Genomic DNA, 26735 nt, shown 5'->3' on the forward strand with positions numbered 1-26735 from the left:
TCAAGTATCGCCTACAATGGCCGTCTTTTCGTCTTCCAAAGCGCGCCCCTTCGCGGCGCGAGCCGAGAGCCCACGCATGGATAAGAGTTTCGAGCCCAGCCAGATCGAGTCGAAGTGGTACGCCCAGTGGGAGTCCAGCGGCTATTTCAAGCCGTCGGGCAAGGGCACGCCCTACACGATCATGCTGCCGCCGCCCAACGTCACGGGCACGCTGCACATGGGCCATGCGTTCCAGCACACGATCATGGACACCCTGGTCCGCTATCACCGCATGCGCGGCTACGACACGCTGTGGCAGCTCGGCACCGATCACGCCGGCATCGCCACCGAAATGGTCGTCACCCGCCAGCTCAACGCGGAAGGCAAGCAGCGCTCGGATCTCGACCGCGATGCCTTCATCAGCCGTGTGTGGGAATGGAAGGCCGAGTCCGGCGACACCATCGGCCGGCAGATGCGCCGCATGGGCGTCTCCGGAGACTGGAGCCGCGAAGTCTTCACGATGGACCCGGGCCCGTCGAAGGCCGTCGTCGAAACCTTCGTGCGCCTGCACGAGGAAGGCCTGATCTACCGTGGCCAGAAGCTCGTCAACTGGGACCCGGTGCTGAAGACCGCCATCTCCGACCTCGAAGTGGTCAGCGAGGAAGAAGACGGCTCCATGTGGTCGATCCGCTACCCGCTCGCCGACGGCTCGGGTGAACTGGTCGTCGCCACCACCCGCCCGGAAACCATGCTCGGCGACGTGGCCGTCGCCGTCCATCCGGAAGACGAGCGCTACGCCCATCTGATCGGCAAGATGCTGAGCCTGCCGCTGTCCGATCGTCAGATCCCGATCATCGGCGACGACTACGTCGAGAAGGATTTCGGCACCGGCTGCGTGAAGATCACTCCGGCACACGATTTCAACGACTACGCCATCGGCCAGCGCCACAACCTGCCGATGATCAACATCCTCACCGACGACGCGAAGATCAACGACGCGGCGCCGGAAAAATACCGCGGTCTCGATCGTTACGTCGCCCGTAAGGCCGTGCTCGCCGATCTGGAAGCCGCCGAGCTGCTGGTCGAGACGAAGAAGCACAAGCTGCAGGTGCCGCGCGGCGATCGTACCGGCCAGGTCATCGAGCCGTACCTCACCTGGCAGTGGTTCGTGAAGATGGACACGCTCGCCGCGCGCGGCCTGCAGCTGGTCGAGCAGGGTGACGTGAAGTTCGTCCCCGAGAACTGGATCAACACCTACCGTCACTGGCTGGCCAACATCCAGGACTGGTGCATCAGTCGCCAGCTGACCTGGGGTCACCAGATCCCGGCCTGGTACACCGCCGATGGCAACATCGTCGTCGCGCACGACGAAGCCGAGGCGACGGCGAAGGCGGCCGCGCTCGGTTACACCGGCGCGTTGCGGCGCGACCTCGATGTGCTCGAGACCTGGTTCTCGTCGTCGCTGTGGAGCCACTCCACCCTCGGCTGGCCCGATCCACAGGCGCAGGCCGAGCGCGGATTCGACCGTTACCTGCCGACGAACGTGCTGGTGACCGGTTTCGACATCATCTTCTTCTGGGTCGCCCGGATGATCATGATGACCGACCACTTCACCGGCGAAGTGCCGTTCAAGGACGTCTACGTCACGGGCCTCATCCGCGACAAGGATGGCCAGAAGATGTCGAAGTCCAAGGGCAACGTGCTCGACCCGCTCGACCTCATCGACGGCATCACGCTGGATGAGCTGCTGGCCAAGCGCACGCGCGGGTTGATGCAGCCGAAGATGGCCGAGAAGATCGAGAAGGCCACGCGGAAGGAATTCGCCGAAGGCATCCCCGCCTTCGGTGCCGACGCGCTTCGCTTCACCTTTGCTTCGCTGGCCACGCACGGTCGCGACATCAAGTTCGATCTCGAGCGCGCGGCCGGCTACAAGGCCTTCGTCAACAAGCTCTGGAACGCCTCGCGTTTCGTGCTGATGAATGTTGGCGAGGACGCGAAGCTCGCACCGACAAAGCCGACGACCGAAGCCGAGCGCTGGATCCTCACCCGCCTGCGTGACACGCTGGGCACGGTGAAGGAGCAGTTGGCGGGCTATCGCTTCGACCTCGCCGCACAGGCGCTGTACGAGTTCACCTGGAACGAGTTCTGCGACTGGTTCCTCGAGCTGTCCAAGCCCGCGTTGAATGGTGACGACGCCGCTGCGGCGGCGTCCACGCGCTACACGCTCGTGCATGTGCTGGAAACCTTGCTGCGCGCCTTGCATCCGATCGTTCCGTTCGTTACCGAAGAGATCTGGCAGAACGTGCGCCCCGTCCTCGGCATCGAAGGCGACACGATCATGCTGCGTCCCTACCCCGAAGCCACGGACGTCGAAAGCGACGCCACGGCCACGGCCGAGATCGAATGGGTCAAGGATGTGCTTACCGGCGTGCGCCGCATCCGCGCCGAGATGGGCATCGCGCCTGGCAAGGTCATTCCGTTGCTGTTCGCCGATGGCGATGACGCCGATCGTAAACGCGCGAGCAAGTTCGCCGCTCAGATCGCCTTTCTCGGTCGGGTGGAGACACCGGTCTGGGTCGATGGCGATGAGCCGGCCTCGGCCGTCGCCGTCGTCGGCGCCATGCGCGTGCTGATTCCACTGGAAGGCCTGATCGATCTGGGCGCGGAGAAGGCTCGCCTGGCCAAGGAAATCGCTCGCGTGGAAGGCGAGGTGCGCAAGTGCGAGGCCAAGCTCGGCAACGCCAACTTCGTAGCGAACGCCCCGGCAGAGGTGGTGGCACAGGAGCGCCAGCGCATCGCGGACTGGAACCAACAGGCCCAGGCCATGCGCGAGCAGGCACTGAAGCTCGGCGGCTGACGCCGCCTCGCGCTTCAGGTAGAAAAAATCCCGCCGGATGGCGGGATTTTTTTTGTGGGAAGCCGCAGGCCTCACATATCGTGCTTGTTCACCTCGAAGCCGGCCTTCTTGTACTCGGTCCAGCGGCTGCGCGAGCCGTCGCGTTCCGCCGGATCCGCCGCGACCACCTCGAGCACCCGGTCGAAGCGGCCGGGAGCGCACACCTCGCGAAGGTTGATCACCATCGGGCGGTCCGCCACCTCGACACCCGGCGGCACGATCAGCACCGCCGTGTTCACGTCATCGTCGTCACCGGCAAGCTGGTGCGGGATGAAGCTGTCCTCGTCGAACGACCACAGGTACTCGTCGATCGCCTCGGCCTGCTCGAAATCGCGGGTGAGGATCAGGGTCGGCTGCTGCGCTCCGAAGGCGCGCTTGGCCAGCTCGCAGACCAGTAGCAGGGGATCCTCGCGAAACCGCGGCTTGTCGATCAGGTAGAAGTCGGCGCGAGGCATACGGGCCGGATCAGCCAGCGGCGACGCGGTCGAGCAGCCACTGCGTCAGCAGGGGCACCGGACGACCCGTGGCCATGCCCTTGCGACCCTCGTCCCACGCTGTGCCTGCGATGTCGAGGTGCGCCCAGCGACGGCCTTCGGTGAAGCGAGCCAGGAAGCAGCCCGCCGTAATCGCGCCGGCGTACTTGCCACCGATGTTGGCCACGTCGGCAAAACCCGAATCCAGCTGGCTCTGGTAGTCGTCCCAGAGCGGCAGGCGCCACGCGCGATCGAGCGTGGACTCACCGGCGGCGAGCAGCTCGGCCGAGAGCGACTCGTCCTTGGTCATCAGGCCGCTGGCGTGCTTGCCCAGCGCGACCACGCAGGCACCGGTCAGGGTGGCGGCGTCGATCATGGTGTGCGGATCGAAGCGCTTGCCGGTATAGGTCAACGCGTCGCAGAGGATCAGGCGACCCTCGGCGTCGGTGTTGAGCACCTCGATGGTGATCCCCGACAGGCTGGTCAGGACGTCGCCGGGACGGTAGCTGTCACCGTCGGGCATGTTCTCCACGGCGGGGACCACGCAGACGAGGTTGACCGCCAGCTTGAGCTTCACGGCCGCGACGAAGGCGCCGAGCACGCCGGCGGCGCCGCACATGTCGAACTTCATCTCTTCCATGCCCGGGCCCGGCTTCAGGCTGACGCCGCCGGTATCGAAGGTGATGCCCTTGCCGACGAAGGCATAGGGACGTTCACCGTCCTTGCCGCCGTTCCACTGGAGGATGACCAGGCGCGGCGCGTTGGCCGAGCCACGGGCCACGGCGAGCAGCGAACCGAAACCCTCACGCTCCATGTCGGCGCGGTCCAGGGCCTCGAAGGTCACGCCCTCGTGGGCGTCAGCGAAGGCCTTGGCCTGATCGGCGATGTAGTCGGGGTTGCAGATGTTCGGCGGCAGGTTGCCGAGTTCCTTGGCATAGCGGACGCCTTCGGCGATCGCGCGGGCCTCGGCCAGGCCGGCCTCGCCGTCGGCTGGGCCGACCAGGGTCATCGTGGCCAGCTCCGGCAGGGCCTTGTCGCGCGGCTTCACCGTGGCGGTGTAGCGGTAGGCGGCGTGGTCCGTGGCCAGAGCGGCGACGCGCAGGCGCCAGGCGGCATCGCGGCCGGGGACCTCGACCTCGGGCAGCCAGCTGACGGCTTCCGTCACCGGCAGCCGGCCCACGGCGCGCGCGGCTTCCAGGGTCACGCGCTGGTAGCGGGCAGCATCGAAGGTCTTCTGCGCGCCGAGGCCCACCACCAGCACGCGGGCGGCGGCGACGCCGGCCGGGTGCAGAAGGGTGACGAGGTTGCCGACCTTGCCGGTGATATCACCCGCCTCGACCAGGCGCTTGATCGCCCCGCCGCCGGCGGTATCGATCCGCGCGGCAGCGCTGGTCAGGACACCGTTCTCATAGACGCCGACCACGGCGACCGGGGTCGTGGTGGATTCGGGAGCGTTGGAACCGAGGCTGAACTGAACCGTCATAGCTAACTGTCCTGCAAAAGCCCGCCGGGGCCCGGACAGGCTAGACTTGTGGTTTGCCGGCCAGGACTGACGCGGCACGAACCGCCAATTCTACCAAATGCTCAGCATCCTCGACCGATACTTCCTGCGCGAACTTGCCTACGGTGTCATTGCGACCGCCGTGGTCCTGCTCGTCATCTTCGCGGGCGGCGCCTTCGCCACGGTGCTGCAGAAGGTGGCCAACGGCAGTATCCAGCCGAGCGTGATGTTCGAGGTGCTCGGCCTGCAGATGGTCGACCTGCTCTCCACCCTGCTGCCCATGTCGGTCTTCCTGGGCACGCTCACCGCCCTCGGCCGGATGTACCGCGAAAGCGAGATGCACGTCCTGGCCTCGTCCGGCATGGGCCCGCGGGGCCTGCTGCGCCCGGTCACCCTGCTCGCCGTGATTGCGACGATCGTGGTCGGCCTGGTCTCGCTCTGGCTCGGGCCACTCTCTGCCCGTTCGGCCGATACGATCATCGCGACCGCAAACAAATCCGTGATCGCCGCCGGCCTGGATGCCGGTCGCTTCACCGAGCTGCCGGGCAAGGGCGGCATTATCTTCGTCGACACGCTCAGCCGTGACGGTACCGTCCTGGGCAAGACTTTCATCGCCACCGACCGCGTGGACAGCGACAATCGGCCGCAGGTACGCGTGGTCAATGCCAAGAGCGGCCACATGTACCAGGAAAGCGATGGCGTGAACCGCTTCCTCGCGCTGTACGACGGCTGGCAGTTCGAAATCCCGCTGGGCATGGATAACTGGCGGCGCATGAAGTACGAACGTAACGATGTGTCGCTGTCGAACATCTCCGATGACGATGACGATTCGGATCCGGCGCATGAATCGACCACCAGCGATCTGTTCAGGACGCCCACGGCGGACGGCCTGGGCGAGCTGGTGTCCCGCTTCGCCGCCCCGGTCAGCACCCTGGTGCTGATGATGATGGTCCTGCCGATGTCCCGGCAGGCACCGCGCGACGCGCGCTATGGCCGCCTGCTGATCGCCGTGCTGGCTTACTTCCTCTACGTCATCTGGCAGCTGATCGCGCGGACCCAGATCATCAAGGGCAACCTGCATACTTCGGCGCCGATCTGGCTCCTCCACATCATCGTATTCGGCGTGGCGGCGTGGTTCTTCTGGCGTCAGAATTCGCCACGGCAAGTGAAGGTAACCGCCTGATGGCCACCCTGACCGTCAAGCGGGCCGACCGGCTCATCGGCATGACCGTGCTGGGCACCCTGCTCCTGGTCTGGCTCGTCCTGACCGGCTTCGATGCCCTCACCCAGTTCGTCCGTCAGCTCGGCAACATCGGCAAGAACGGCTTCACGCTCTACGACGCCATCGCCTACATCATGCTGACGGTGCCGCGGCGCCTCTACCAGATGTTCAGCAATGCCGCCCTTATCGGCGGCCTGCTCGGCCTCGGCAGCCTGGCCGCCACCGGCGAGCTGACCGCACTGCGTGCGGCGGGCATGTCGAAACTGCGCATCGCCGCTTCCGCGGCTGGCGTGATTGCCGTCCTCACCCTCGGCGTAGTGGTGATGGGCGAGACCGTGGCGCCTTATGGCGACCAGCACGCACAGGCCATCCAGGTGCGCATGCGTTCCAGCAACCTGGGTGCGACGGCCAGTGGGCTATGGGCACGCGACGGCGGCAAGATCATCAATGCCAAGTCGGCCATCGCCTTGCAGGAAGACGATCGCACCACGGTGAAGCTGGTGGACGTGCGCGTCTACACCTTCACCCCCGACGGCCAGGTGCTGGAGTTCTCGCACGGCGACAGTGCCATCCACGACGGCAACCGCTGGGTGATGACCAACGTCCGCACGACCACGCTGGACGCCAAGGGCACGCATGCCACTCAGCAGGCGACGCAGACCTGGGCCTCGCATCTCAACCCGCACGTACTCGAGCAGTCGGTCATCCATCCCGAGTACCTGTCGATGGCCGACCTGCGCAGGAACATGCGCTACCTCCAGGCCAACGGGCAGAATCCAGGTGCCTATGCGGTCGCCTTCTGGGGCCGCGCGCTGTTCGCGGCGAATACGCTGATCCTGGTGCTGTGCGCAATGCCCTTCGCCTTCGGCTCGCTGCGCTCGGGTGGTTTCGGCAAACGCCTGTTCCTCGGCGTGATCATGGCGATCGGCTGGTACTTCCTGCAAGGTGCCATGGTCAACTTCGGCACCGTGTATGGACTGCCACCGCTGTTGGCGAATTTGCTACCGACAAGTTTGCTGGTGATCGGTGCGCTGACTTACTTCAGGCGATTCGGCTAGCCCGTTCGGGCATCGTTACCGATTCGAGTACCSCGTCCAGCTGCTCGCCGGTCATTGGCTTGCGCAACAGCGCGTTCATGCCGGCATCGCGGATCGCGGTCGCCTCGTCACCTGCCGACCGCGCCGTGACGGCGATGATGGGAAGGTTCGCGAAGCGCTCCATGCGACGCAGCATGCGCGCCACCTGGAAGCCGTCGACCAGCGGCAGGTCGAGATCGAGCAGGACGACGTCGTAGGCTTGTCTCGACACCTCGGCCATCGCTGCAAGGCCGTCAGCCACCGCCTTGACAGCATGTCCGCGCTGGTCCAGCAGCGCTGTCACGACAGCAGCGACGACCGCATCGTCCTCGACAAGAAGCAACCGGCGGCTGGCAGGTGTCCGCACTGTCGAAGGCGTCGCCACACAGGAGCTTCCCTCACAGGCGCAGGCGCAAAGCGGAAGTCTCACGACGAAGGTGGTGCCGGCGCCGGGGGTGCTCTCGACCTCGATGCTGCCGCCCATGAGCGCGCATAGCTCGTGACAGATGGCCAGCCCCAGTCCACAGCCCTGGGCTCGTTCCGGTGAGCCGCCCTGTTCGAAGCGTGCGAAGAGGCGACCACGCAATTCCTCGGAAATGCCCGGACCCGTGTCGGTCACCGACATCGACAAGGTCTCACCGCAGCGGCGCAGGTGAACACTCACCGAGCCGGCATGGGTGAATTTCACTGCATTGTTGACCAGATTCTGCAGTATCTGCCGCAGGCGAATGGCGTCCCCGCGAATCGTCGCCGGTACATCGGGTTCGACGTGGACGGAAAGCGCCAGCCTCTTTCCACGCGCGTTGCCCGAGGCCAGGGCGATGACTTCATCGGCCAGCGCACGCACCGTCACGCATTCGACTTCCAGCAGCAGACGGCGGGACTCGATCCGGGTGAGGTCGAGCGCATCGTTGACCAGCCGCAACAGAGTCGTCCCCGATCGCCGCACGGCGTCGACGTAACTGCGTTGTGTCTCGTCCAGCCGCGTCTGCGCCATCAGCTCGGCCATGCCCAGCACACCCGTCATGGGGGTACGAATCTCGTGACCCAGTGTCGCCATGAATTCGGTCTTCGCGGCATTGGCTTCTTCGGCAAGGCGCTTCTGCTGCTCCGCAAGCCGGAGGCGCAGCGCCTGCCGCACGCGACGCCGCGCGGCAACGACGCCACCGCACACGAGCACGACCAGGCATACGACGTAGATCATCCACGCCCACCAACGCAGCCACGGCGGGGCATCCACGACAAGGATCAACGACAGTGGGCCACTCTCCAGGTCGTGTCCCGCGCCGGAGATCGTAAGGCGATGTGTACCGGGACTCAGCGGACCGAACGTGCGCTCACCCTGCTTGCCCGTTCGCAGCACGGCGATCGTGCCTTCGTGGTCGAGGGCGAAGTCGATATCGTTCCGCTCGGGATTCACATAGGACAGCGCACGCGTACGCACGATCAGGTCACGATCGTTCCAGTCCAGGTGCAGCGTGTTGCCGATGACAGCGAGCGAACGGCGCGTGCCGGCGCGCGACACACTGGCGCCGAGCAGGACGATGAAGGGCCGGCGGGGATGATCCCGCTGCCGGTCCGGCCTGAATCCGACCAACCCGCCGAGAGTCGCGCCATACATCGTGCCATCGGACAGCAACACGGTCGTCGCGTTGGTGAATTCGCCATTCGCGAGGCCATCGGCGAGCCCGAACGGACGAAAGTTTGCCGGCGCAGGATCGAATCGCCAGACCCCGGTCTGTCCGTACAGCCAAAGACGCCCCATCAAGTCCTTGCGTACGTTGAGGATGTCGGCCGAGGGGAAGCCCTGGGTACCRCCGAGACTTCGTTCTAACCGGGCGCGGCTGCCGTCCCACCGGTAGTGTTCCAGCGCGGCGGGACGGACGATCCAGAAGCCATCACCGTCCGGCTCGAACGCACTGACGCGCCCGGGCGTGACCCCTTCGACGTAATGCATGCTGCCGGACGCGCGATCCAGACGCGCCAGGCCCGCGGCGCTGGCCTGCCATAGATGGCCGTCGACCATTTCGATTTGCCGCGTATCGGTCGCACCGCGTCGCGTCTCCGCGAAAGGTACGGCGACGGCCGTCGCCAGTGATGGGTCGAGGGCGAACAGTCCTTGACCGATCGCTGCGACGTACACCGTACCGTCCGCCGCGGAAGCCATCGCCGTGACAGCGTGATCGATGGTGCCCCGAAACAGGGGTTGTGCGGCGCGACCGGACGCGATAGTGAGGCCGTCCACGCCACCCGCCAGAAGGCGTCCATCCGCCATCTCCTGGAGGCTCTGCACACGAGCGGGACCCAGGTCGAATCCGCCGGAGGCACGGCCGGTCGCCGGGTCGAAACGGCGGATCCAGCCGCGGAAGCCGCCTACCCATAACTCGCGATCGCCGTGCGCCGCGACCGCCGTCACGGCACGGCCGGGAAAGCTCCAGGGATCGGTCGCTACGTGCGCAAAGCGGGTGAAATCCTCCCAACCGGGCCCGAGATACGCCAGCCCGCCATCACTGAGGGCGAACCACAGTCCGTGTTCGCGATCCTCGATCATGTCGCTCACGGTGCGCCCGGGAAGACCGCCCGGCGCGGTCCACGAGTCGGCGATGGCGTGCCGCCGTCCCAGACGATCGATCATCGACAGCCCATCGAGAGCGGCGATCCAGAGGCTGCCGTGGCTGTCGACCAGGGAACCACGGATGTGCTGCGGTGCCACCCGCGTGTCGCGTGCGATGCGCCCGTCCTTGGCGAGACGGTAGAGCCCGACGTCGGTCGCGAACTGCAACTCGCCACCGACGCCGGCTATCCGTGTGACCCGTGGTGCCGCACCGTTGGCGAAGGGCACCGCGTGCGGCTGTCCATCACGATCGATCACGTCCACGCCGGCGTCCCCGGCGACCCAGACGCGTCCATCGTCCGTCGCATGCAGCGCCCGGATCGTCGTCGATGACATGCCAGCCCGAAGGATCGACCGGTGTTCGAACCCGCTACCGTCCGGTCGCATGCGATCGAGGCCCTTCGACGTGCCCACCCAGATCGATCCGTCCCGCGCCTGCGTCACCGCGCGCACGTCGTCATCGGACAGGCCATCGCGCCATTGCACGAAGCCACCGGTGACGGGGTCGTAGCGTGCCAGGCCGATGTCCGGGCCGCCGATCCAGATGCGGTCGTCGCGATCGATGTAAAGCGCGGACAGCGCGCCGGCCGGCATCGCGTGGTCTCGTTCGGCGCCGATCCCGGGGACGATGAATTCGACGCCATCGAAGCGGGCGAGGCCCATGGCGGTTGCGACCCAGATGAAACCGTGCGCGTCCTGGGCGACCGCCTTGACCTTGCTGCTTGGCAGGCCTTCATGGAGCCCGAAGCCGCGGAACTGGGGCGTGGGTACCGGTGGCATGGCCGTACTGGCGGAGACCGGCGCGACCGCGGCCAGAAAGACCGCGGTCACGAGAATCCATCTCGTGAAGAGCGTGTGGCGCATACGCTTTATTCCTTGTTCGATCCCGATCATGCCATACCGTCGTCGAGGCAGAACAGGCGCAACGCGCCGACAGTGCGTAGGCATTCGTCGGGGGCGGTTACGTCTAGAATGCCGGTATGTCACGCCGACTTCGTACCCTGATCGCGGCCATCGGCATCGCCGCCCTCGCCTGGCTCCTCTTCGCCACGCTCGAGCGCGCGCTAGCCCTGGCGCAGCGCTTCATGAACCTGCCCGAAGGTCTGCGCTGGCTGATCGGCGGCCTCCTGGCTGTCGTGGTCGTCGTCGGTGCAGCGTCGGCCGTGTGGTGGCTGCGGCCACGCAAGCAGCGCGTACCGGTCACCGCACCCGATCGCGCGTCGCTCGAATCGCGCCTTGCCGCGCTCCGCGATTCGGACACCGGGGTTGAGGAACTTCGTAGCGAACTCGACGAACTCGATCGCCGACGTGCGTCCGCTTCCCTCTATCTGGCCGTCTTCGGCGAGATCTCGACGGGCAAGTCCACGCTTATCGCCGCACTCGTGCCCGGGTCTGCACCGGTGAGCGACGTACGCGGCGGGACGACGCGACAGGTCACCCACTACGAAGGGCATACGCCGGCGGGTGAGCACTGGACGGTGGCGGACGTGCCGGGCTCGGCCGAGGCGGGCGGCGACGATCGCGAACGCGTGGCACGTGAAGAAGCCCTGCGTGCGCACGCGGTGCTCTACGTCTGCGCCGGCGACCTCACCCGGACGCAGGCCGCGGAGCTCCATTGGCTCGGCGATTTCGGCAAACCCCTCGTACTCGTCGTTAACAAGGCCGACCAGTGGACGGACGAGGAACGCAAACACCTGGTCGCGCGCCTGCGCGAACGTAGCGAAGGCATTCCCGATGCGATCGTCCTGGTCAGTGCGGGCGGCGAGGAAYGATTCACGCGCGTTCTCGCCGATGGCACGCGCGAGGACGTGCGAAGGACGCGTCGTGCCGACCTCGGTCAGCTCCCCGACGCCCTGCGCCGCCTGGTCGCGCCGGGCGCAGCGGCGCTCGAAGCCCAGCGCGAAAACGCGGTGCTCGCCGGATTGCACGAACGCACCAGCGCGCAGGAAACCGTATGGCGCGCGGCAGAGGCCGAGCGCATCGTGCGGCGCTACGCGCGGCGCGCCATCGTCGGCGCGATGGCCGCCGTGGCGCCGGGTACGGACCTGGTCATCCAGGGCGCCTTGGCGGCTGGTCTCGTCCGCGCCCTGGCAGGGCTATACGGCGTTCGCGTCACCGATGTGGAAATCGAGGGGCTGCTACGGCAGGCGCGGCTGACCCTGCGCACGGGAACCTCCGTGGTGCTGGCGGTGGCCGGCAACGCGCTGAAGGCTCTCCCCGGGCTGGGTACCCTGGGCGGGGGTGTACTGCACGCCTTCGCCTACGCGCTGATCTTCGACAGTCTTGGCCGGGCCCTCGCCGCAAGCCTCGCGGAACGCCAGGCACTGGACCAGGCCGACGCGGGCGCGCGCATGCGTGATCTTCTCGCCGACGGCGGCAGCTCCCGTCTGCGCCGGCTGGCGGAACTGACGGGCGAGGCGCTACGGGATCGCTGAGTGAACGATGCGTTCCCCGCGGACGGGCTGACAAGGCGCCCGCCGTCGGCCACACTGCTCGTCATTGGCGGCCCCACGGCCCCGTTGGAACAGGCCTTTACGCATGCGTCCCGCCGGCTTCCTTCTCCTGTTCGGCATGGCTGTCGCGCCGGTCGCGGCCAGCGCCGAAGCGCTCAGCTATCACATCGACCCCGTGCACACCCAGGTCGTCTTCAACGTCGAGCACAACGGTTTCTCGCGCTCGTTCGGACGACTTCGTGTCACCGACGGCACGATCCGCTTCGATCGCGACGACTGGTCGAAGTCCTCCGTCGACGCCACGATCGACCTCACCTCGGTCGACATGGGTGACGGCGACTGGGACAAGGTCGTCCAGGGGGCCGACCTGCTCGACGCCGGGCGCGCCCGCACGGCCCGCTACGTCAGCGACAGCGTGGAGAAGAAAAACGACGATGAGGGCATCGTGCACGGCAAGTTGACCCTCCGTGGCCTGACCCTCCCCCTCGACATTCCGTTCCGGGTCAACCGGGTCGGCAAGACCATCTACGGCCTGCACACGGTCGCCGGCTTCTCCGCCCAGGTGTCGATCGACCGGACGACCTACGGCATGACATCCAATCGGAACTCGATCGGCACTAACGTAGCCGTCTGGCTGGAAATCGAGGCCATTCGCGGCGGCGAACGCACCCCCTCCACCGACAAGGAAAAGACCGATGCCCCTGCGCAGTGACCACACCCGCTGGAGCACGGCTGCCAAGACCTTCCACTGGCTCATGGCGCTACTGATCCTGGGTAACGGTGCGTTCGCTCTGTGGATGGACGGTCTCAAGCCGTCCCTGCAGAAGATCAACATGTTCGCCCTGCACAAGTCGATCGGCCTCACCGTGCTCGCCCTGTTCCTGTTGCGCGTACTCTGGCGTGCGATCGACCGGCGCCCCCCGGACGTGCCGGCGCCGCGCTGGCAGCACCTCGCTGCGAAAGCCGTCCACGGTTTCCTCTACGTGTTGATCGCCGCCATCCCCTTGTCGGGCTGGGCGTTCAATTCCGCACACGGCTTTCCGCTCCAGTATTTCAAGCAGTTCAATCTTCCGGCACTGGTGGAAAAGAATCCGGAGCTGTCCGATACCCTCGGTACGGTCCACGTCTACCTGTTCTGGTTCCTGCTGCTGGTCCTCGTCGCCCATGTGGGTGGCGCGTTCAAGCATCACTTCATCGATCGCGACGATACGCTCCGCCGCATGCTGCCGTTCGGCCGTGCAAAGCGGACGCCCCCCACCTCTCCCGGAGATACGCCATGACCTCGACCCTCCGCCGCCTCTCGGCGCTTGCCCTTGCCCTCGCCCTCCCCCTGGCCGCTTCCGCGGCGGACTACAAAGTCGGCCCGGGCAGCACGCTGGGCTTCAGTGGCAAGTTCCAGGGCCAGCAGTTCGACGGTACGTTCGGCAAATTCGACGCCGCGATCAGCTACGACGCCGCGAATCTGGCTGCCTCGAAGTTCGATGTCACCGTGGATACGTCGACGGCGAAAACCGGTGACGGCGATCGTGACAACGCCCTGCCCGGCTCCGATTTCTTCGACACGAAGAAGTTCGCCACCGCGCACTACGTCACGACCGGCTTCAGCAAGAACGCCAAGGGCGACGTCATCGCCAACGGCAACCTCACCCTGCACGGCGTGACCAAGCCGGTCGCGCTGAAGGTCGTCTTCTCGCCGAACGCCGGCGGCGCACGTCTCTCCGTGACGGGCACGTTGAAGCGTCTCGACTTCGGCGTCGGCAGCGGCGAGTACAAGGACACTTCGACCATCGCCGACGAGGTTCTGGTGAATGGTTCACTGAACTTGCTGCCGAAGTAAGCGCCGCCATGGCGGGTTTCCGCGAACGCTTTCGCGGTCTCGCCGACCGCTTCCGCCGCAGCGCGCCCCGCGCTCCTGCGGCGGAAGCGATGCGCGGCGGCCCCGTGGCAGCCAGCCTGCGCGGCCTGCTCGACGACCCCGCCATTCCGGCGAGTGTGCGCGAGGCGATGGCCTCCGATTTCCGTCGTGTCGAGACCATGCTCGACCGACTCCAACGCGACGAGCTCCATGTGGCTGTCTTCGGCCGCGTCTCCGCGGGCAAGTCCGCCCTCGGCAACGCGCTGCTGGGCCGGGATGCGTTCGCGGTGGGCGTGCTCCACGGCACGACCACCGAGGCGGACGCGGCCCGCCTGGACGAGGCGAGCCGTGCCGGCCTGGTGCTCATCGATACGCCCGGCATCAATGAGCTGGGCGGCGAAGCACGCGAAAAGCTCGCGTTCGAAGTCGCCGAGGTCAGCGACCTGATCGTCTTTGTCGCCGATGGCGACCTCACGCGCGAAGAGCGCGACGCGTTGCGCACGCTCGCCTCGACGCAACGCCCCTTGCTGCTCGTGTTGAACAAGGCGGACCGCTACTCCGACGAGGAACGCGAAGGCCTGCTCGAACAGCTGCGCCAGCACGGCGCCGGTCTGGTCCGACGTGAAGACGTGATCGCGGTGGCGGCGCGGCCCAGCGCTCGTGAGGTCGTCGACATCGATGCGCAAGGCCACGAACAACGCAAGCCGGAAGCTGCGCCTGCGGATGTCGCCGCGTTGAAGATCCGTCTGCTCGCCATCGCCGAACGCGAAGGCAAGACCCTCTCGGCCATCAACGCCGGCCTCTTCGCCGGACGACTCACCGACCAGGTCACCGAGCGGGTCGCCGCCACGCGTCGCGATGTGGCGTCCGGGGTCATCCGGCAGTACTGCATCGCCAAGTCCGTCGCAGTGGCGCTCAACCCCATCCCCGTCGCCGACCTCCTGCTCGCGGGAGGCCTGGACGCGGCGATGGTGGTGCAGCTGGGGCGGGTCTATGGACTTCCCCTCACGCGCAGCGAGTCCGGTCGCCTCGTTGCCGTGATCACCACCCAACTCGCCGCGCTCATGGGAGCGGTCTGGGGCGTGCAACTGGTGGCGTCCGCTTTGAAGGGAATTAGCGGCGGCCTGTCCGTGGTCGTCACGGCGGCTGCCCAGGGGGCCCTCGGCTGGTACGCCACCGTCCTGATCGGACGCGCCGCCGAGCACTACCTCATCACCGGCAAGTCCTGGGGCGAGCATGGGGCCAAGCGAGCTGTCGCCGATATCGTCGCCAGCCTGGACCGCGATTCCATCCTGCGCGAAGCCCGCGAGGAGATCCTCCGCCTCCTGCGAAATTAAAGACGTGTAGGAGCCGATTCATCGGCGAATGGTGAACAAACCCGCTGCGCAGCAGCGCTCCCACAAGGTTGCTGGCCTCAGTCAGCATCGGGGGAGAGCTCGCCGATGAATCGGCTCCTACCGCGACCCATCCTCACCCGCGAATGATCTCGCGGCTTCCACATCGAACGGCCAGTCCAGCTCCGCCCCGTCGCTGCGCCGTAACACCGGGACCCGCGCACCATAACGTGCCTCGAGCCTATCGTCCTCATCGATCCAGACGGGCGTGAAGTCCGGAAACCGTGCCTGCGCCAGGACATCGAGCGCAAGGTCGCAAAGATGGCAATCGTCGCGCTGGAACAGGGTGAACTCGGACATGCGCAGGTGTATGGGGTCAGTGGCGGGCAGGCGTAGAATAGCCGGCTACTCCCCGTAGCCAACTCCCCAAGCCATGGCAGTCAGCGTTTTCGACCTCTTCAAGATCGGTATCGGTCCGTCTTCCTCCCATACCGTCGGGCCGATGCGCGCAGGCGCACGCTTTGCCGAGCACTGGCTGGCCGAGAAAGGCGTCCTCGAACGCGTCGCGCGCGTGCGCTGCGAACTGTTCGGTTCGCTGGCGATGACGGGTCGCGGCCACGGTACGGATAAAGCCGTGCTGCTTGGCTTCGAAGGCGAATGGCCGGACAAGGTCGACCCGGACGCCATCCCGGCGACGCTGGAGCGCATCCGTTCCAGCAAGCGCATCCGCATCCTCGGCCGCCACGAAATCGTCTTCGATGAGAAAGCCGACCTGGTTTTCAACAAGCGGCAGAAGCTCCCGTTCCACACCAACGGCATGCGTTTTTCGGCCTACGATGCGGACGGTAACGAGCTGGCGACTCGCGACTATTACTCGGTCGGTGGCGGCTTCGTCGTCAATCCCGACGAGGCGGCCGAAGACCGTATCGTCGCGGACACCAGCGAGCAGCCCTTCCCCTTCAGCAGCGGCGACCAGATGCTCTCGCTGTGCGAAGAGCACGGTCTGACCATCGCGCAACTGATGATGCGTAACGAAAGCATCTGGCGCCCCGAGGCGGAAACCCGGGCCGGGCTGCTGGTCATCTGGAAGGCCATGCAGGACTGCGTGTCGCGGGGCCTGCGGTCGCCGGGCACCCTGCCGGGCGGCCTCAAGGTCCAGCGCCGCGCCCCGTCGATGGTCGCCGAACTGCGTTCGCAACCGGAAGCCGCGCTGCGCGACCCGCTCACCATCCTCGACTGGGTGAACCTCTATGCCCTGGCAGTGAACGAAGAGAACGCGGCAGGCGGCAGCGTGGTCACCGCACCGACCAATGGCGCCGCGGGCATCGTTCCCGCCGTACTCCACTACTACCGTCACTTCTGCCCGAACGCGTCGGAAGATGGTGTGATTGAGTTTCTTCTCACGGCAGGCGCCATCGGCATCCTCTACAAGGAGAACGCCTCCATCTCCGGCGCCGAGGTCGGTTGCCAGGGTGAGGTGGGCGTCGCGTGTTCGATGGCCGCCGGTGGCCTCACCGCCGCGCTCGGCGGCAGTGTCCGCCAGGTGGAAAATGCCGCCGAGATCGGCATGGAGCACAACCTCGGCCTCACCTGCGACCCGATCGGCGGCCTGGTGCAGATTCCCTGCATCGAGCGCAATGCGATGGGCGCGGTCAAGGCGATCAATGCGAGCCGCATGTCGCTCAAGAGCGACGGCAAGCATCACGTCTCGCTGGACAAGGTCATCGCCACCATGCGCGACACCGGGCGCGACATGAAGGACAAGTACAAGGAAACCTCGCGCGGAGGCCTGGCCGTCAATGTCATCGAGTGCTGATAGGTAGCGGCGAAGCCAGCGGTTGTGGGAGCCGATTCATCGGCGAATGGCAAATAACCCCGCTGCGCAGCAGCGCTGATCCCTGGTTGCTGGCCTCGACTCAGCGCGTCGGGCACATCCGGGGCAGCCGGCCGACGGTCTCGACACGGACCGGCTCGTCCTGTCCCCACCAGTTCGCGACCGCCGAGTAGCAGATGCGCAGCTTGCCCCGGCGGGTGTCGAAGCGCTGCTTGCTGGTATAGGCGAAGCACGACACCGAGGCCAGATGCCCCATCTCGCGCATCGTGATGGCGCAGCGCCGCACGGATTCGACCGGGTCCTCGCCAGGGTAGAGAGTGAAGTAAAAACCCTTGGCAGTACGGTCGTAGGACTCTGAATCGATCAGCCGGCCTTTGTCGTTCCATTGCTCATCGGTTGCGGCAACGCCGCATACCGAAATCGCAATGAACAACACGCCGCTGGCGACCACCTTCGAACGCATCCGAACCCCTTTAGCCCTACCGCGTCGGCCAGTGTATATCGACGCGAGCCCGGTTGGGCGACGGCGCGCGCTGGCTGACATGCGCGGCCGGGGCTGTCATGATCCCGCCCTTGTGCCGCCATGGGCCGGGTTCCCCCGTCCCGTCCGACCGGAGTCATCATGTCCCACCACGCTATCCGCCGCGACGTCGGCGCTTTCGCCCTGATGCTGACCGGCCTGGGCTCGATCATCGGCTCAGGCTGGCTGTTCGGCGCCTGGCACGCCGCCCAGCTCGCTGGTCCCGGCGCCGTCTACGCCTGGATCATCGGCGCCRTCATCATCCTCTTCATCGCCCTGACCTACGCGGAACTGGGTGCGATGTTCCCCGAGTCCGGCGGCATGGTGCGCTATGGCCACTACTCCCACGGGTCGCTGGTCGGCTTCATCGCCGGCTGGGCCAACTGGATCGCCATCGTCTCGGTGATCCCCGTCGAGGCCGAAGCCTCCGTCCAGTACATGGCCTCCTGGCCGTGGGAATGGGCACAGTGGACCAAGGGCCTCTACGTCGTCACCGCCGGCCACGGCGAGCTGACGCCGCCGGGCCTGGCGATCGCCGCCGTGCTGGTGATGGTCTACTTCTTCCTGAACTTCTGGAGCGTGAAGCTGTTCGCCAAGAGCAACACGGCGATCACCGTCTTCAAGCTCGTCGTTCCGGCGGCCACGGGCATCGCGCTCATCTGCACGAGCTACAACCCGGGCAACTTCCACATCGGCGCTACCGGCGGCACGCACGCCATCGACATCTCGTCGATCCTCACCGCCGTCGCCATCTCGGGCATCGTCTTCAGCTTCAACGGCTTCCAGAGCCCGGTGAACCTGGCCGGCGAAGCACGCAATCCCGGTCGCAGCGTGCCCTTCGCGGTGATCGGCTCGATCCTGCTGGCGACCGTGGTCTACGTGTTGCTGCAGATCGCCTTCATCGGCGCCGTTCCGCCCGACCAGCTCGGCAAGGGCTGGGCCGGCCTCGAATACGCCTCGCCGTTCGCCCAGCTGGCCACGGCCCTGATGATCAATTGGATGGCGATCCTGCTGTACGCGGACGCCTTCGTCAGCCCCAGCGGCACGGGCGCCACCTACACGGCAACCACCGCGCGCATGATCTACGCCATGGAGCGCAACGGCCAGCTGCCGAAGATCTTCGGCCACATCCACCCGCGCTTCGGCATTCCGCGCCCGGCCATGTGGCTGAACCTGGTGGTGAGCTTCCTGTTCCTGTTCTTCTTCCGCGGCTGGGGCACCCTGGCAGCGGTGATCTCGGTGTCGACGATCATTTCGTACCTCACCGGCCCGGTCAGCGTCATGACCCTGCGTCGCACCGCACCGGAGATGAAGCGTCCGCTGCGCATCCCCGGCCTGCCGCTGCTCGCCGCCCTCGCCTTCATCTTCGCCACCGAACTGCTGTACTGGGCGAAATGGCCGCTCACCGGCGAGATCATCCTGCTGATGGTCATCGCCTTGCCGCTGTACTTCTATTACACCGCCAAGAGCGGCTGGGACGACTTCCGCCGTCACCTCGCCGGTGCCTGGTGGCTCATCGCTTACCTGCCGACGATTGCACTCGTGTCTTACGCGGGTAGCTCGACCTTCGGCGGACACAACTACATCCCTTACGGCTACGACCTCGCCGTCGTCGCGGTGATCGGCATCGTCTTCTATTTCTGGGGCATTTCCGCCGGCTGGCGGACGCCGATGGTCGAAGCCGCGCGCTTCAACCACGACGAGATGCACGGGGATGAGCCGGTGGTGCCGCCCAGTGCGGATGAGGCGGCCAGGGTTACGGGCCAGCGCTGATACGAAAAATCGCCCTTCGGGGCGATTTTTTTGTGTGGTCGACCAATCAAATAAACGAGGAAAGTCTGACGCTCAAGAATGCCTGAGCTCTCGGTCATAAACGTTGTGATAGACAAGCACGGCAAGACGGATGACCGCGATGTCTTTGACCTTGCGTGGCAAACGCTCTTGCAGCGATTTGAGAACACTCTCACGCGCAACAACTTTCCTCATGCGACGGCGAAGGGGGAATGCGGAATGGTCTTCGCCGACGGCCATCCCTCCGCAAAGCTAATCGCGATGTACGCCCAAATGCGCTACTGCAATCTGGTGCCAAATCAGACCGGGGGTGGTTACAGGAACATCGTGATGAGAAATGTCATCAAGGACCCGTGCTTCCGGGACTCTGCTCACTCGCTCCTGATACAGGCCGCGGACCTGATTGCCTTTCTGCTCTATCAGCAGGAGCAACCAAACCAGTACATGCGGAAATCAGGAGGCCGAGGATACTTTTCACGCCTCGCACCGATCTTGTTCCGGCGTGCCTGCCCCGCGGATGCACAGGGCATCGTGCGGCTATAAAAAAGGGGCGCTTGAGAGCGCCCCGGAGACATCCTACTAGGTGGACCAGCCACCGGCCGGATGTGCGATTGAATCTACTCTGGCAGCAGATCGGTTGCAAGGTCTACGGAAGCGTCTACAACGCCAGCACGTCGCCGAGCAGCGCTTGCGCCGTAATTTCCGGCCCGGCGCCCGGGCCCTGGATGACCAGCGGGGTCGCGTGATAGCGCGTGGTCGTGAGCGCGAACTGGTTGTCGGTACCCGAAAGACGCGACGCGGGATGCTCTGGGCCAACTTCGAACAGTCCGACGCGAGCGCGACCGCGCTGATTCAACCTCGCCAGGTAGCGCAACACTTTACCGTTGGCTTTCGCCGCGACCTGTCGCTGATGCAGTGGCTCGTCGAGCTCTTCGAGGCGATCCAGAAACGTTTTAGTGTCCAGCGTGCGCAATGCTTCCGGTACGAGACTCTCGATTTCCACCTCTTCGCTGCCCAGCGAAAACCCGGCGTTGCGCGCGATGATCAACAACTTGCGTGCCACGTCTTCGCCAGAAAGATCTGAGCGAGGATCGGGCTCGGTGAAACCGAGGCGACGGGCATCGCGCAGCAAGGCGGAGAATGGACGGCTACCGTCGTACTGGTTGAACAACCAAGACAACGACCCGGAGAAAACGCCTTCGAGGGTCAACAGGCTGTCGCCGCACTGGCGCAGGCGACGCAGGGTCGACAGGACCGGCAGGCCGGCACCGACGGTCGCGGCGTCGCCATAGATGCTTCCGTTCGCAGAGGCCGCCTGAAGCGCGCGCCAGCCCGAGAGCTGGCCACCGGCAAGCGCCTTGTTTGCCGTCACGACGTGATACCCCGCCGAAAGCCACTCGGCATGACGGCTCGCCTCGATCGCGCAGGCCGTGGCGTCGATCACCACCTTACGTTCTGCGCCCGTCTCGTCCAGCGCGGCGAGCAGCGACGCATTCTCGCGCCCATCCCTGCCCTTGCTCAGCCGCTCGGCGATCTCGCCAGCGACGACACCACCGGCGAACGCGTGCTGCCGCTTCGAATTGGCGGCACCGACGAGGCGTAGCGAGCGTGCCGCTGGCGTGGCTAACAGCGTCAGCAGCGCGCGGCCCACGACACCCGTGCCCAGCAGTACGACAGCCGTGCGCGGCGGCACGTCGACGACAGGAGCCGCGACCACCGCGCTCATGCGCCGACCTTGCGTTTCGAGGTGACGGAGGCGACCGCTGCGGCACGGGCCAGTGCCGCATCGAGGTCGGCCAGCAGGTCGTCACCGTCTTCGATGCCAACCGACAGACGCAGAAGACTGTCCGAAATGCCCGCCACCGCACGAGCCTCGGGAGCCATCGATGCGTGCGTCATCGTTGCCGGATGAGCGACGAGGCTTTCCACGCCACCGAGCGACTCGGCCAGCGAGAAATAGCGCAGGCCGTCGACGAAGGCTTCGATCGCGTCATTGCCGCCGGCGACCTCGAAGCTGAGCATCGCGCCGAAGCCCTTCTGCTGACGCTGAGCCAACGCGTGACCCGGGTGCGAGGCAAGACCAGGATAGTAAATGCGCGAGACGGCATCGTGCTTGTCCAGTCGCTCGGCGATGCGGCGGGCATTCTCTTCGTGTGCGCGCAGGCGGACGGCGAGCGTGCGCACGCCGCGCAGGGTGAGGAAGCTGTCGAACGGCGAGCCAGTGAGGCCATTGCAATTACCCCACCACTTCAGCTGCTCGGCGACGGCCTGGTCCGCGGCGATGACCGCGCCGCCGACGACGTCGCTATGGCCGTTGATGTACTTCGTGGTCGAGTGCACCACGATGTCGGCGCCGAGCTTCAGCGGCTGCTGAAGGGCCGGCGACAGGAAGGTATTGTCGACCACGACGAGTGCGCCCACTGCGTGCGCGGCCTGCGATACGTGGCGCACGTCGGTGATGCGGAGCAATGGATTCGACGGCGTTTCGATCCAGACCAGCGCGGGCTTCGCGGCGAGGCCATCCGCGAGCGCCGTAGGGTCGGTGAAGTCGACGAAGCGAACGCTGAAGCGACCCTTCTTCGCCCAGGCGTCGAGCAGACGCCAGGTGCCGCCGTAGCAATCATGGGCGGCGAGCACGAGTGCGCCGGCTGGAACGAGTTCAAGGGCGAGCGCCACGGCCGACATGCCGCTACCGGTCACGACTGCACCGGCGCCCTCTTCGAGCTCGGTCAGTGCTTCACCGAGGAGATCGCGCGTGGGATTGCCGCTGCGCGAATAGTCATAGGCACGCTTGCGACCGAAACCTTCGAACGCGTAGTTCGTGGACAGGTGCAATGGCGGCACGACGGCGCCGTGCTGCGTGTCGGATTCGATGCCGGCGCGCACGGCGCGGGTACAAAGGCGGGATTCGGTCATGACTTAGTGGTCTCCGCGACAGTCGTTGAGTGCGTGACGCAGCACGGGAGCGAGCTGCACGGTTTCTTTCAGGAAGGCGTCGTGGCCATAGGGCGATTCCACGACTTCGAGGGTGGCGGTGCCGGCGAGACGACGCTGCAGTTCGCAGAGGTCGGCCAGCGGCACGAGACGATCGGACGGGAAGCCGACCAGGGTGGTCGGTGCCGCGACACGCTCCGGCGCCACGTCGTGCAGATCGATCGATTCGGACAGGGCGAGGAAGCGTTCCGCCTCGAACCGTTCGACGAAACGACGACCGGCGTGCTCGAGGTAATCCTCCACAGGGAAGTGGAAGCGACCGTCGCGCAGCTCCGGACCGGCGGCGAAGCGACGCGAGAACTCCTCGCTACCGCGGTAGGTCGTCATGGCCAGCTGCCGTGCGAGGGCGAGTGCCTCGTCCGTACGGCCGGACTCCACGCCGAGCCGAACAATGCTGCGCTGGATCGAACGCTGCGCGGTGGACAGCGGATGCGGACGGTGGGCGCCAGCAAGGAGGACGAGCGACCTGAGCTTGTCCGGGTGATTGGCCGCGAAGGCAAGCCCGGTCATCGCGCCGTAGGACGAGCCAACGAAGGCGTGCACGCGACCAATGCCCAGCTCGTCGACCAGTGCCGCCAGCGCCGCGGCCTGGTCTTCGCTCGAGACCGAGTCGGCGCCGCCGAGATCGGCCGGCACCAGCCAGTCGATCGACAGCACGCGGTAGTGATCGAGGTCGAGGGCAGCGCCACGACCGACCAGCTCCTGCCACCAGCCGCTGGATCGCTCGCGCCCGGTGCAGACATCACGGTCGGCGGAGATGCCGCCCTGCACGATGATCGTCGGCGCGTGAGCCGCGCCACACCACAGATAGTGGACATCCACCTGGACCGCGTCGCTGCCGTACTTCGGCGTGAACGAGACCTGGCGGGTACCGCGCTGCTCGGTGAGATCGGCCGCGGTGCGCGGCGCGGACGAGACGACCGCTTCGGAGAGGGATATCACGGTATGTGGCTCTGCTGACATGTCCGGGTTCCTGCGTTCGGGATCGAGCCCCGCGGGGAACCGGCAGTCGGAGGTGCCCTGAGCGGATGCGCGAACGCATGCCCGCAAAGGACATCCCATCTATCGGCTGACGTGAAGACACGCCCCGCAGGAGTTGGCACCGTCGCGGAAATCCGCAGGTTGCCCCGGCTTCAAAGGGCCTGTCCCTCAGCCGGTCTCGATGAGTGAAACCGACGATACGCCCGCTCCAGACATGTGTCAACAGCCGTTTAGACGTCCAGATGTCCAGAAGGCTGTACGTGCAAACACTGCGTGGATGGCATGGAAGCCCTTGTAGGAGCCGATTCATCGGCGAACAGGCATTGCTACGTAGCCAAGCCTGATCGCCGATGAATCGGCTCCTACAGGGGGCGTGACCCGCCGACAACGACGCCTGGAAGGCGCTAGCATGGGGCCATGACGACCTACGCCAGCTTCGCCGCCGCTGTCGGCAACACACCCCTCCTCCGCCTGCGGCATGCCTCGGAGGCCACCGGCTGCGAGATCCTGGGCAAGGCCGAGTTCCTTAACCCGGGCGGCTCGGTGAAGGACCGTACCGCGCTCGGCCTGCTCGACGATGCCGAGCGGCAGGGCCTGCTACGCCCCGGCGCCACCCTGGTCGAGGGTACGGCCGGCAATACCGGCATCGGCCTGGCCCTGCTCGGTGCCAGCCGCGGCTACCGCACCCTGGTGGTCATGCCAGACACCCAGAGCCGGGAAAAGATCGACGCGCTTCACGTCGCCGGCGCCCAGGTCCGCCTGGTCCCCGTGGTTCCGTTCACGGACCCCGGCCACTACGCGCGAACCGCCCGCCGGCTGGCCGAGGAAATGAATGCGGCAGACCCCGGCAGCGCCTGGTTCGCCAATCAGTTCGACAACACCGCCAATCGCGACTGGCACGAAGCCCACACCGGCCGGGAGATCTGGGAACAGACCGGCGGCCGGATCGACGGCTTCGTCTGCGCGGCCGGCACCGGGGGCACGATTGCCGGCGTGGGCCGGGCCCTGAAACGCCACCGTCCCGGCATCCGGATCGCCCTGGCCGACCCCGCCGGCTCGATCTTCGCCCGCTATGTCCAGACGGGAGAGCTGGTCGGGGAAGGCAGTTCGATCAGTGAGGGCATCGGCAACAGCCGCATCACGGCCAATTTCGAGGGAGCGCCGATCGACGTCGCTTACTCCATTCCGGACGACGAGTCGGTCCCCGTGCTCCACGACCTGCTCCACCGCGAGGGCTACTGCGTTGGCGGCTCGAGCGGCGTTAACGTAGCCGGCGCCCTGCGGCTGGCCCGCGAACTGGGCCCCGGCCATACCATCGTCACCGTCCTGTGCGACGGCGGCATGCGCTACCAGGCCAAGCTGTTCAATCCGGACTTCCTGCGCAGCAAGAGCATCCCCGTGCCGGCGTGGCTCGACGAGGCTTTTCCGGCCGCCGCGGACCGGTAGGAGCCGATTCATGAGGGAGCCGTTTCAGCGGCGAATGGGTGCTTGCCACACCCTCGCCCGCTGCCGCGGGATCGCCGATGAATCGGCTCCTACCAGGCACGGGAGGCGTGAACGCCTGATAGAATAAGCGGTTAGCCTATCCATTCCGGCCCGAAGACCATGTCCTCACACCTCACCGAAACCCGCCGTCGGCGCAGCTTCGCCATCGTCAGCCACCCTGACGCCGGCAAGACGACCCTGACCGAAAAGCTGCTGCTGTTCGGCGGCGCGATCCAGATGGCCGGTTCGGTGAAGAGCCGCAAGGCGGCGCGCCACGCCACGTCCGACTGGATGGCACTGGAAAAGGAACGCGGCATCTCGGTGACCTCGTCGGTCATGCAGTTTCCGTACGACGACGCCATCGTGAACCTGCTGGACACCCCGGGCCACGCGGACTTCTCCGAAGATACCTATCGCGTGCTCACGGCGGTCGACTCGGCCCTGATGGTGATCGACTGCGCGAAGGGCGTCGAGGAACGCACCATCAAGCTGATGGAAGTCTGCCGGCTGCGTGACACGCCGATCATGACCTTCATCAACAAGCTCGATCGCGAGGGTCGCTCGCCGATCGAACTGCTCGATGAAGTCGAGTCCGTGCTCGGCATCGCCTGCGCGCCGCTCACCTGGCCGATCGGCATGGGTTCGCGCCTGAAGGGCGTTTACCATGTGCTTCTGGACGAAGTGCATGTCTTCGAACCGGGCAAGAACGCCACCCGCCAGGACTCGACCATCTTCAAGGGTCTCGACCATCCGGATCTCGCCGCGCGCATCGGCCAGGCCGCGCTGGACGAACTGCGTGAGGAACTCGAACTGGTGATCGGCGCATCGAATCCGTTCGACATCGATGCCTACCTCGCAGGCAAGCAGACACCGGTATTCTTCGGCTCGGCAGTGAACAACTTCGGCGTGCAGCTGCTGCTCGACTTCTTCGTCGAGCACGCGCCGTCGCCGCGCTCGCGTGACACGCTTACGCGCGAAGTGAAGCCTGAAGAAGAGAAGCTCACCGGCTTCGTCTTCAAGATCCAGGCAAACATGGATCCGGCCCATCGCGACCGCGTGGCGTTCATGCGCGTGTGCTCGGGCACGTACACCGCGGGCATGAAAATGCAGCAGACGCGCACCGGTAAGGAAGTCCGCATCGCCAATGCGCTGACCTTCATGGCCTCCGATCGCGAGATCGTCGAGCGCGCCTATCCCGGTGACGTCATCGGCCTGCACAACCACGGCAGCATTACCATCGGCGACACGTTCACCGAAGGCGAAGCGCTCTCATTCACCGGCATCCCCAACTTCGCGCCGGAGCTGTTCCGCCGTGCGCGTCTGCGCGACCCGATGAAGATGAAGGCGCTGCAAAAGGGTCTTGCACAGCTGTCCGAGGAAGGCGCCACGCAGTTCTTCCGCCCGCTGATGTCGAACGACCTCATCCTCGGCGCGGTCGGAGTGCTGCAGTTCGATGTCGTCGCGTACCGGCTGAAGGACGAGTACAACGTCGACTCGGCGTTCGAGCAGGTAGGCGTCTCCACCGCCAGGTGGATCCACTGCGACGATCCGAAAAAGCTCGAGGAATTCCGCGAGAAGAACGCCGGCAACCTGGCGATCGATGGCGCAGGCGAGCTGGTTTACCTGGCCCCGACCCGCGTGAACCTGCAGCTCGCCCAGGAACGCTGGCCGACCGTGCGCTTCGCCGCCACCCGCGAACACGCCGCCTCAGTCGACGTGTAACACCG

Annotated in this window: 21 protein-coding genes and 1 riboswitch; of the genes, 13 read left to right on the forward strand and 8 right to left on the reverse strand. The window is 66.0% G+C overall.

Annotation, left to right across the window (positions count from 1 at the left end; translation table 11 throughout):
* The first annotated feature begins 76 nt into the window (after positions 1-76).
* Positions 77-2836, forward strand: a complete 2760-nt coding sequence (locus AC1DYM_RS01785) for a valine--tRNA ligase (protein WP_477335352.1) — start codon at positions 77-79, stop codon at positions 2834-2836.
* A gap of 71 nt (positions 2837-2907) precedes the next feature.
* On the opposite strand, the gene AC1DYM_RS01790 is transcribed toward AC1DYM_RS01785, so the two are convergent.
* The gene (locus AC1DYM_RS01790; protein WP_477335354.1) at positions 2908-3330 is read right to left on the reverse strand and encodes a DNA polymerase III subunit chi; all 423 of its coding nucleotides are present in this window, start codon (positions 3328-3330) and stop codon (positions 2908-2910) included.
* Positions 3331-3340: 10 nt separating this feature from the next.
* Positions 3341-4831, reverse strand: a complete 1491-nt coding sequence (locus AC1DYM_RS01795) for a leucyl aminopeptidase (protein WP_477335356.1) — start codon at positions 4829-4831, stop codon at positions 3341-3343.
* A gap of 97 nt (positions 4832-4928) precedes the next feature.
* Here AC1DYM_RS01795 and lptF point away from each other — a divergent pair, with 97 nt between their 5' ends.
* Both lptF and lptG read left to right on the forward strand, forming a co-directional pair.
* Positions 4929-6032 carry an LPS export ABC transporter permease LptF gene (gene lptF, locus AC1DYM_RS01800; RefSeq protein WP_477335358.1) on the forward strand — a complete coding sequence of 368 codons (1104 nt, stop codon included), beginning with the start codon at positions 4929-4931 and terminating at the stop codon, positions 6030-6032.
* Positions 6032-7129 carry an LPS export ABC transporter permease LptG gene (lptG, locus tag AC1DYM_RS01805; RefSeq protein WP_477335360.1) on the forward strand — a complete coding sequence of 366 codons (1098 nt, stop codon included), beginning with the start codon at positions 6032-6034 and terminating at the stop codon, positions 7127-7129. The genes lptF and lptG overlap by 1 nt, the downstream gene beginning before the upstream one ends.
* Here lptG and AC1DYM_RS01810 read toward each other — a convergent pair.
* Complete coding sequence (locus AC1DYM_RS01810; protein WP_477335362.1) at positions 7113-10625, reverse strand: hybrid sensor histidine kinase/response regulator; 3513 nt, start codon at positions 10623-10625, stop codon at positions 7113-7115. The two genes, lptG and AC1DYM_RS01810, sit on opposite strands and share 17 nt — an antisense overlap.
* 116 nt (positions 10626-10741) lie before the next feature.
* Here AC1DYM_RS01810 and AC1DYM_RS01815 point away from each other — a divergent pair, with 116 nt between their 5' ends.
* The 5 genes from AC1DYM_RS01815 (at position 10742) to AC1DYM_RS01835 (ending at position 15406) form a co-directional block, all read left to right on the forward strand.
* Positions 10742-12196 carry a GTPase gene (locus AC1DYM_RS01815; RefSeq protein WP_477335364.1) on the forward strand — a complete coding sequence of 485 codons (1455 nt, stop codon included), beginning with the start codon at positions 10742-10744 and terminating at the stop codon, positions 12194-12196.
* A 103-nt stretch (positions 12197-12299) separates the two neighbouring features.
* A complete protein-coding gene (locus AC1DYM_RS01820) occupies positions 12300-12926 on the forward strand; it encodes a YceI family protein (protein ID WP_477335366.1) in 627 nt (208 codons plus the stop codon).
* On the forward strand, positions 12910-13494 hold the full coding sequence (locus AC1DYM_RS01825) for a cytochrome b (protein WP_477335368.1): 585 nt from the start codon (positions 12910-12912) through the stop codon (positions 13492-13494). The genes AC1DYM_RS01820 and AC1DYM_RS01825 overlap by 17 nt, the downstream gene beginning before the upstream one ends.
* Positions 13491-14051: a YceI family protein gene (locus AC1DYM_RS01830; protein ID WP_477335370.1), complete on the forward strand. Its 561-nt coding sequence runs from the start codon at positions 13491-13493 to the stop codon at positions 14049-14051. Before AC1DYM_RS01825 ends, AC1DYM_RS01830 begins: the two co-directional genes overlap by 4 nt.
* 8 nt (positions 14052-14059) lie before the next feature.
* On the forward strand, positions 14060-15406 hold the full coding sequence (locus AC1DYM_RS01835; protein ID WP_477335372.1) for a DUF697 domain-containing protein: 1347 nt from the start codon (positions 14060-14062) through the stop codon (positions 15404-15406).
* A gap of 117 nt (positions 15407-15523) precedes the next feature.
* Here the strand turns inward: AC1DYM_RS01835 and AC1DYM_RS01840 are convergent, their stop codons facing one another.
* Complete coding sequence (locus AC1DYM_RS01840; protein WP_477335374.1) at positions 15524-15763, reverse strand: glutaredoxin family protein; 240 nt, start codon at positions 15761-15763, stop codon at positions 15524-15526.
* A 73-nt stretch (positions 15764-15836) separates the two neighbouring features.
* On the opposite strand from AC1DYM_RS01840, the gene AC1DYM_RS01845 reads away from it, so the two are divergent.
* On the forward strand, positions 15837-17219 hold the full coding sequence (locus AC1DYM_RS01845) for an L-serine ammonia-lyase (protein ID WP_477335376.1): 1383 nt from the start codon (positions 15837-15839) through the stop codon (positions 17217-17219).
* A gap of 100 nt (positions 17220-17319) precedes the next feature.
* Here AC1DYM_RS01845 and AC1DYM_RS01850 read toward each other — a convergent pair whose 3' ends face one another.
* On the reverse strand, positions 17320-17700 hold the full coding sequence (locus AC1DYM_RS01850; protein WP_477335378.1) for a hypothetical protein: 381 nt from the start codon (positions 17698-17700) through the stop codon (positions 17320-17322).
* A gap of 159 nt (positions 17701-17859) precedes the next feature.
* On the opposite strand from AC1DYM_RS01850, the gene AC1DYM_RS01855 reads away from it, so the two are divergent.
* A complete protein-coding gene (locus AC1DYM_RS01855; RefSeq protein ID WP_477335380.1) occupies positions 17860-19530 on the forward strand; it encodes an APC family permease in 1671 nt (556 codons plus the stop codon).
* 78 nt (positions 19531-19608) lie between these two features.
* Complete coding sequence (locus AC1DYM_RS01860) at positions 19609-20091, forward strand: DUF3800 domain-containing protein (RefSeq protein ID WP_477335381.1); 483 nt, start codon at positions 19609-19611, stop codon at positions 20089-20091.
* Between the two features lie 115 nt (positions 20092-20206).
* Here the strand turns inward: AC1DYM_RS01860 and AC1DYM_RS01865 are convergent, their stop codons facing one another.
* Genes AC1DYM_RS01865 through metX form a run of 3 tightly spaced genes read right to left on the reverse strand, consistent with a single transcriptional unit; the run spans position 20207 to position 23505 of the window.
* Complete coding sequence (locus AC1DYM_RS01865) at positions 20207-21274, reverse strand: homoserine dehydrogenase family protein (protein WP_477335383.1); 1068 nt, start codon at positions 21272-21274, stop codon at positions 20207-20209.
* The gene (gene metB, locus AC1DYM_RS01870; RefSeq protein WP_477335385.1) at positions 21271-22464 is read right to left on the reverse strand and encodes a cystathionine gamma-synthase; all 1194 of its coding nucleotides are present in this window, start codon (positions 22462-22464) and stop codon (positions 21271-21273) included. The genes AC1DYM_RS01865 and metB overlap by 4 nt, the downstream gene beginning before the upstream one ends.
* Positions 22465-22467: 3 nt before the next feature.
* Positions 22468-23505: a homoserine O-succinyltransferase MetX gene (metX, locus tag AC1DYM_RS01875; protein ID WP_477335387.1), complete on the reverse strand. Its 1038-nt coding sequence runs from the start codon at positions 23503-23505 to the stop codon at positions 22468-22470.
* 92 nt (positions 23506-23597) lie between these two features.
* Positions 23598-23711, reverse strand: a riboswitch (SAM riboswitch).
* 229 nt (positions 23712-23940) lie between these two features.
* On the opposite strand from metX, the gene AC1DYM_RS01880 reads away from it, so the two are divergent.
* Entirely contained in the window at positions 23941-24969 is a 1029-nt protein-coding gene (locus tag AC1DYM_RS01880; protein ID WP_477335389.1) for a cysteine synthase A, read from the forward strand.
* Positions 24970-25128: 159 nt separating this feature from the next.
* Positions 25129-26730, forward strand: coding sequence for a peptide chain release factor 3 (locus AC1DYM_RS01885; protein ID WP_477335391.1), 1602 nt, complete (start codon positions 25129-25131; stop codon positions 26728-26730).
* The last annotated feature ends 5 nt before the right edge of the window (positions 26731-26735 follow it).

Source organism: Luteibacter sp. P1_D3 (assembly GCF_056406135.1).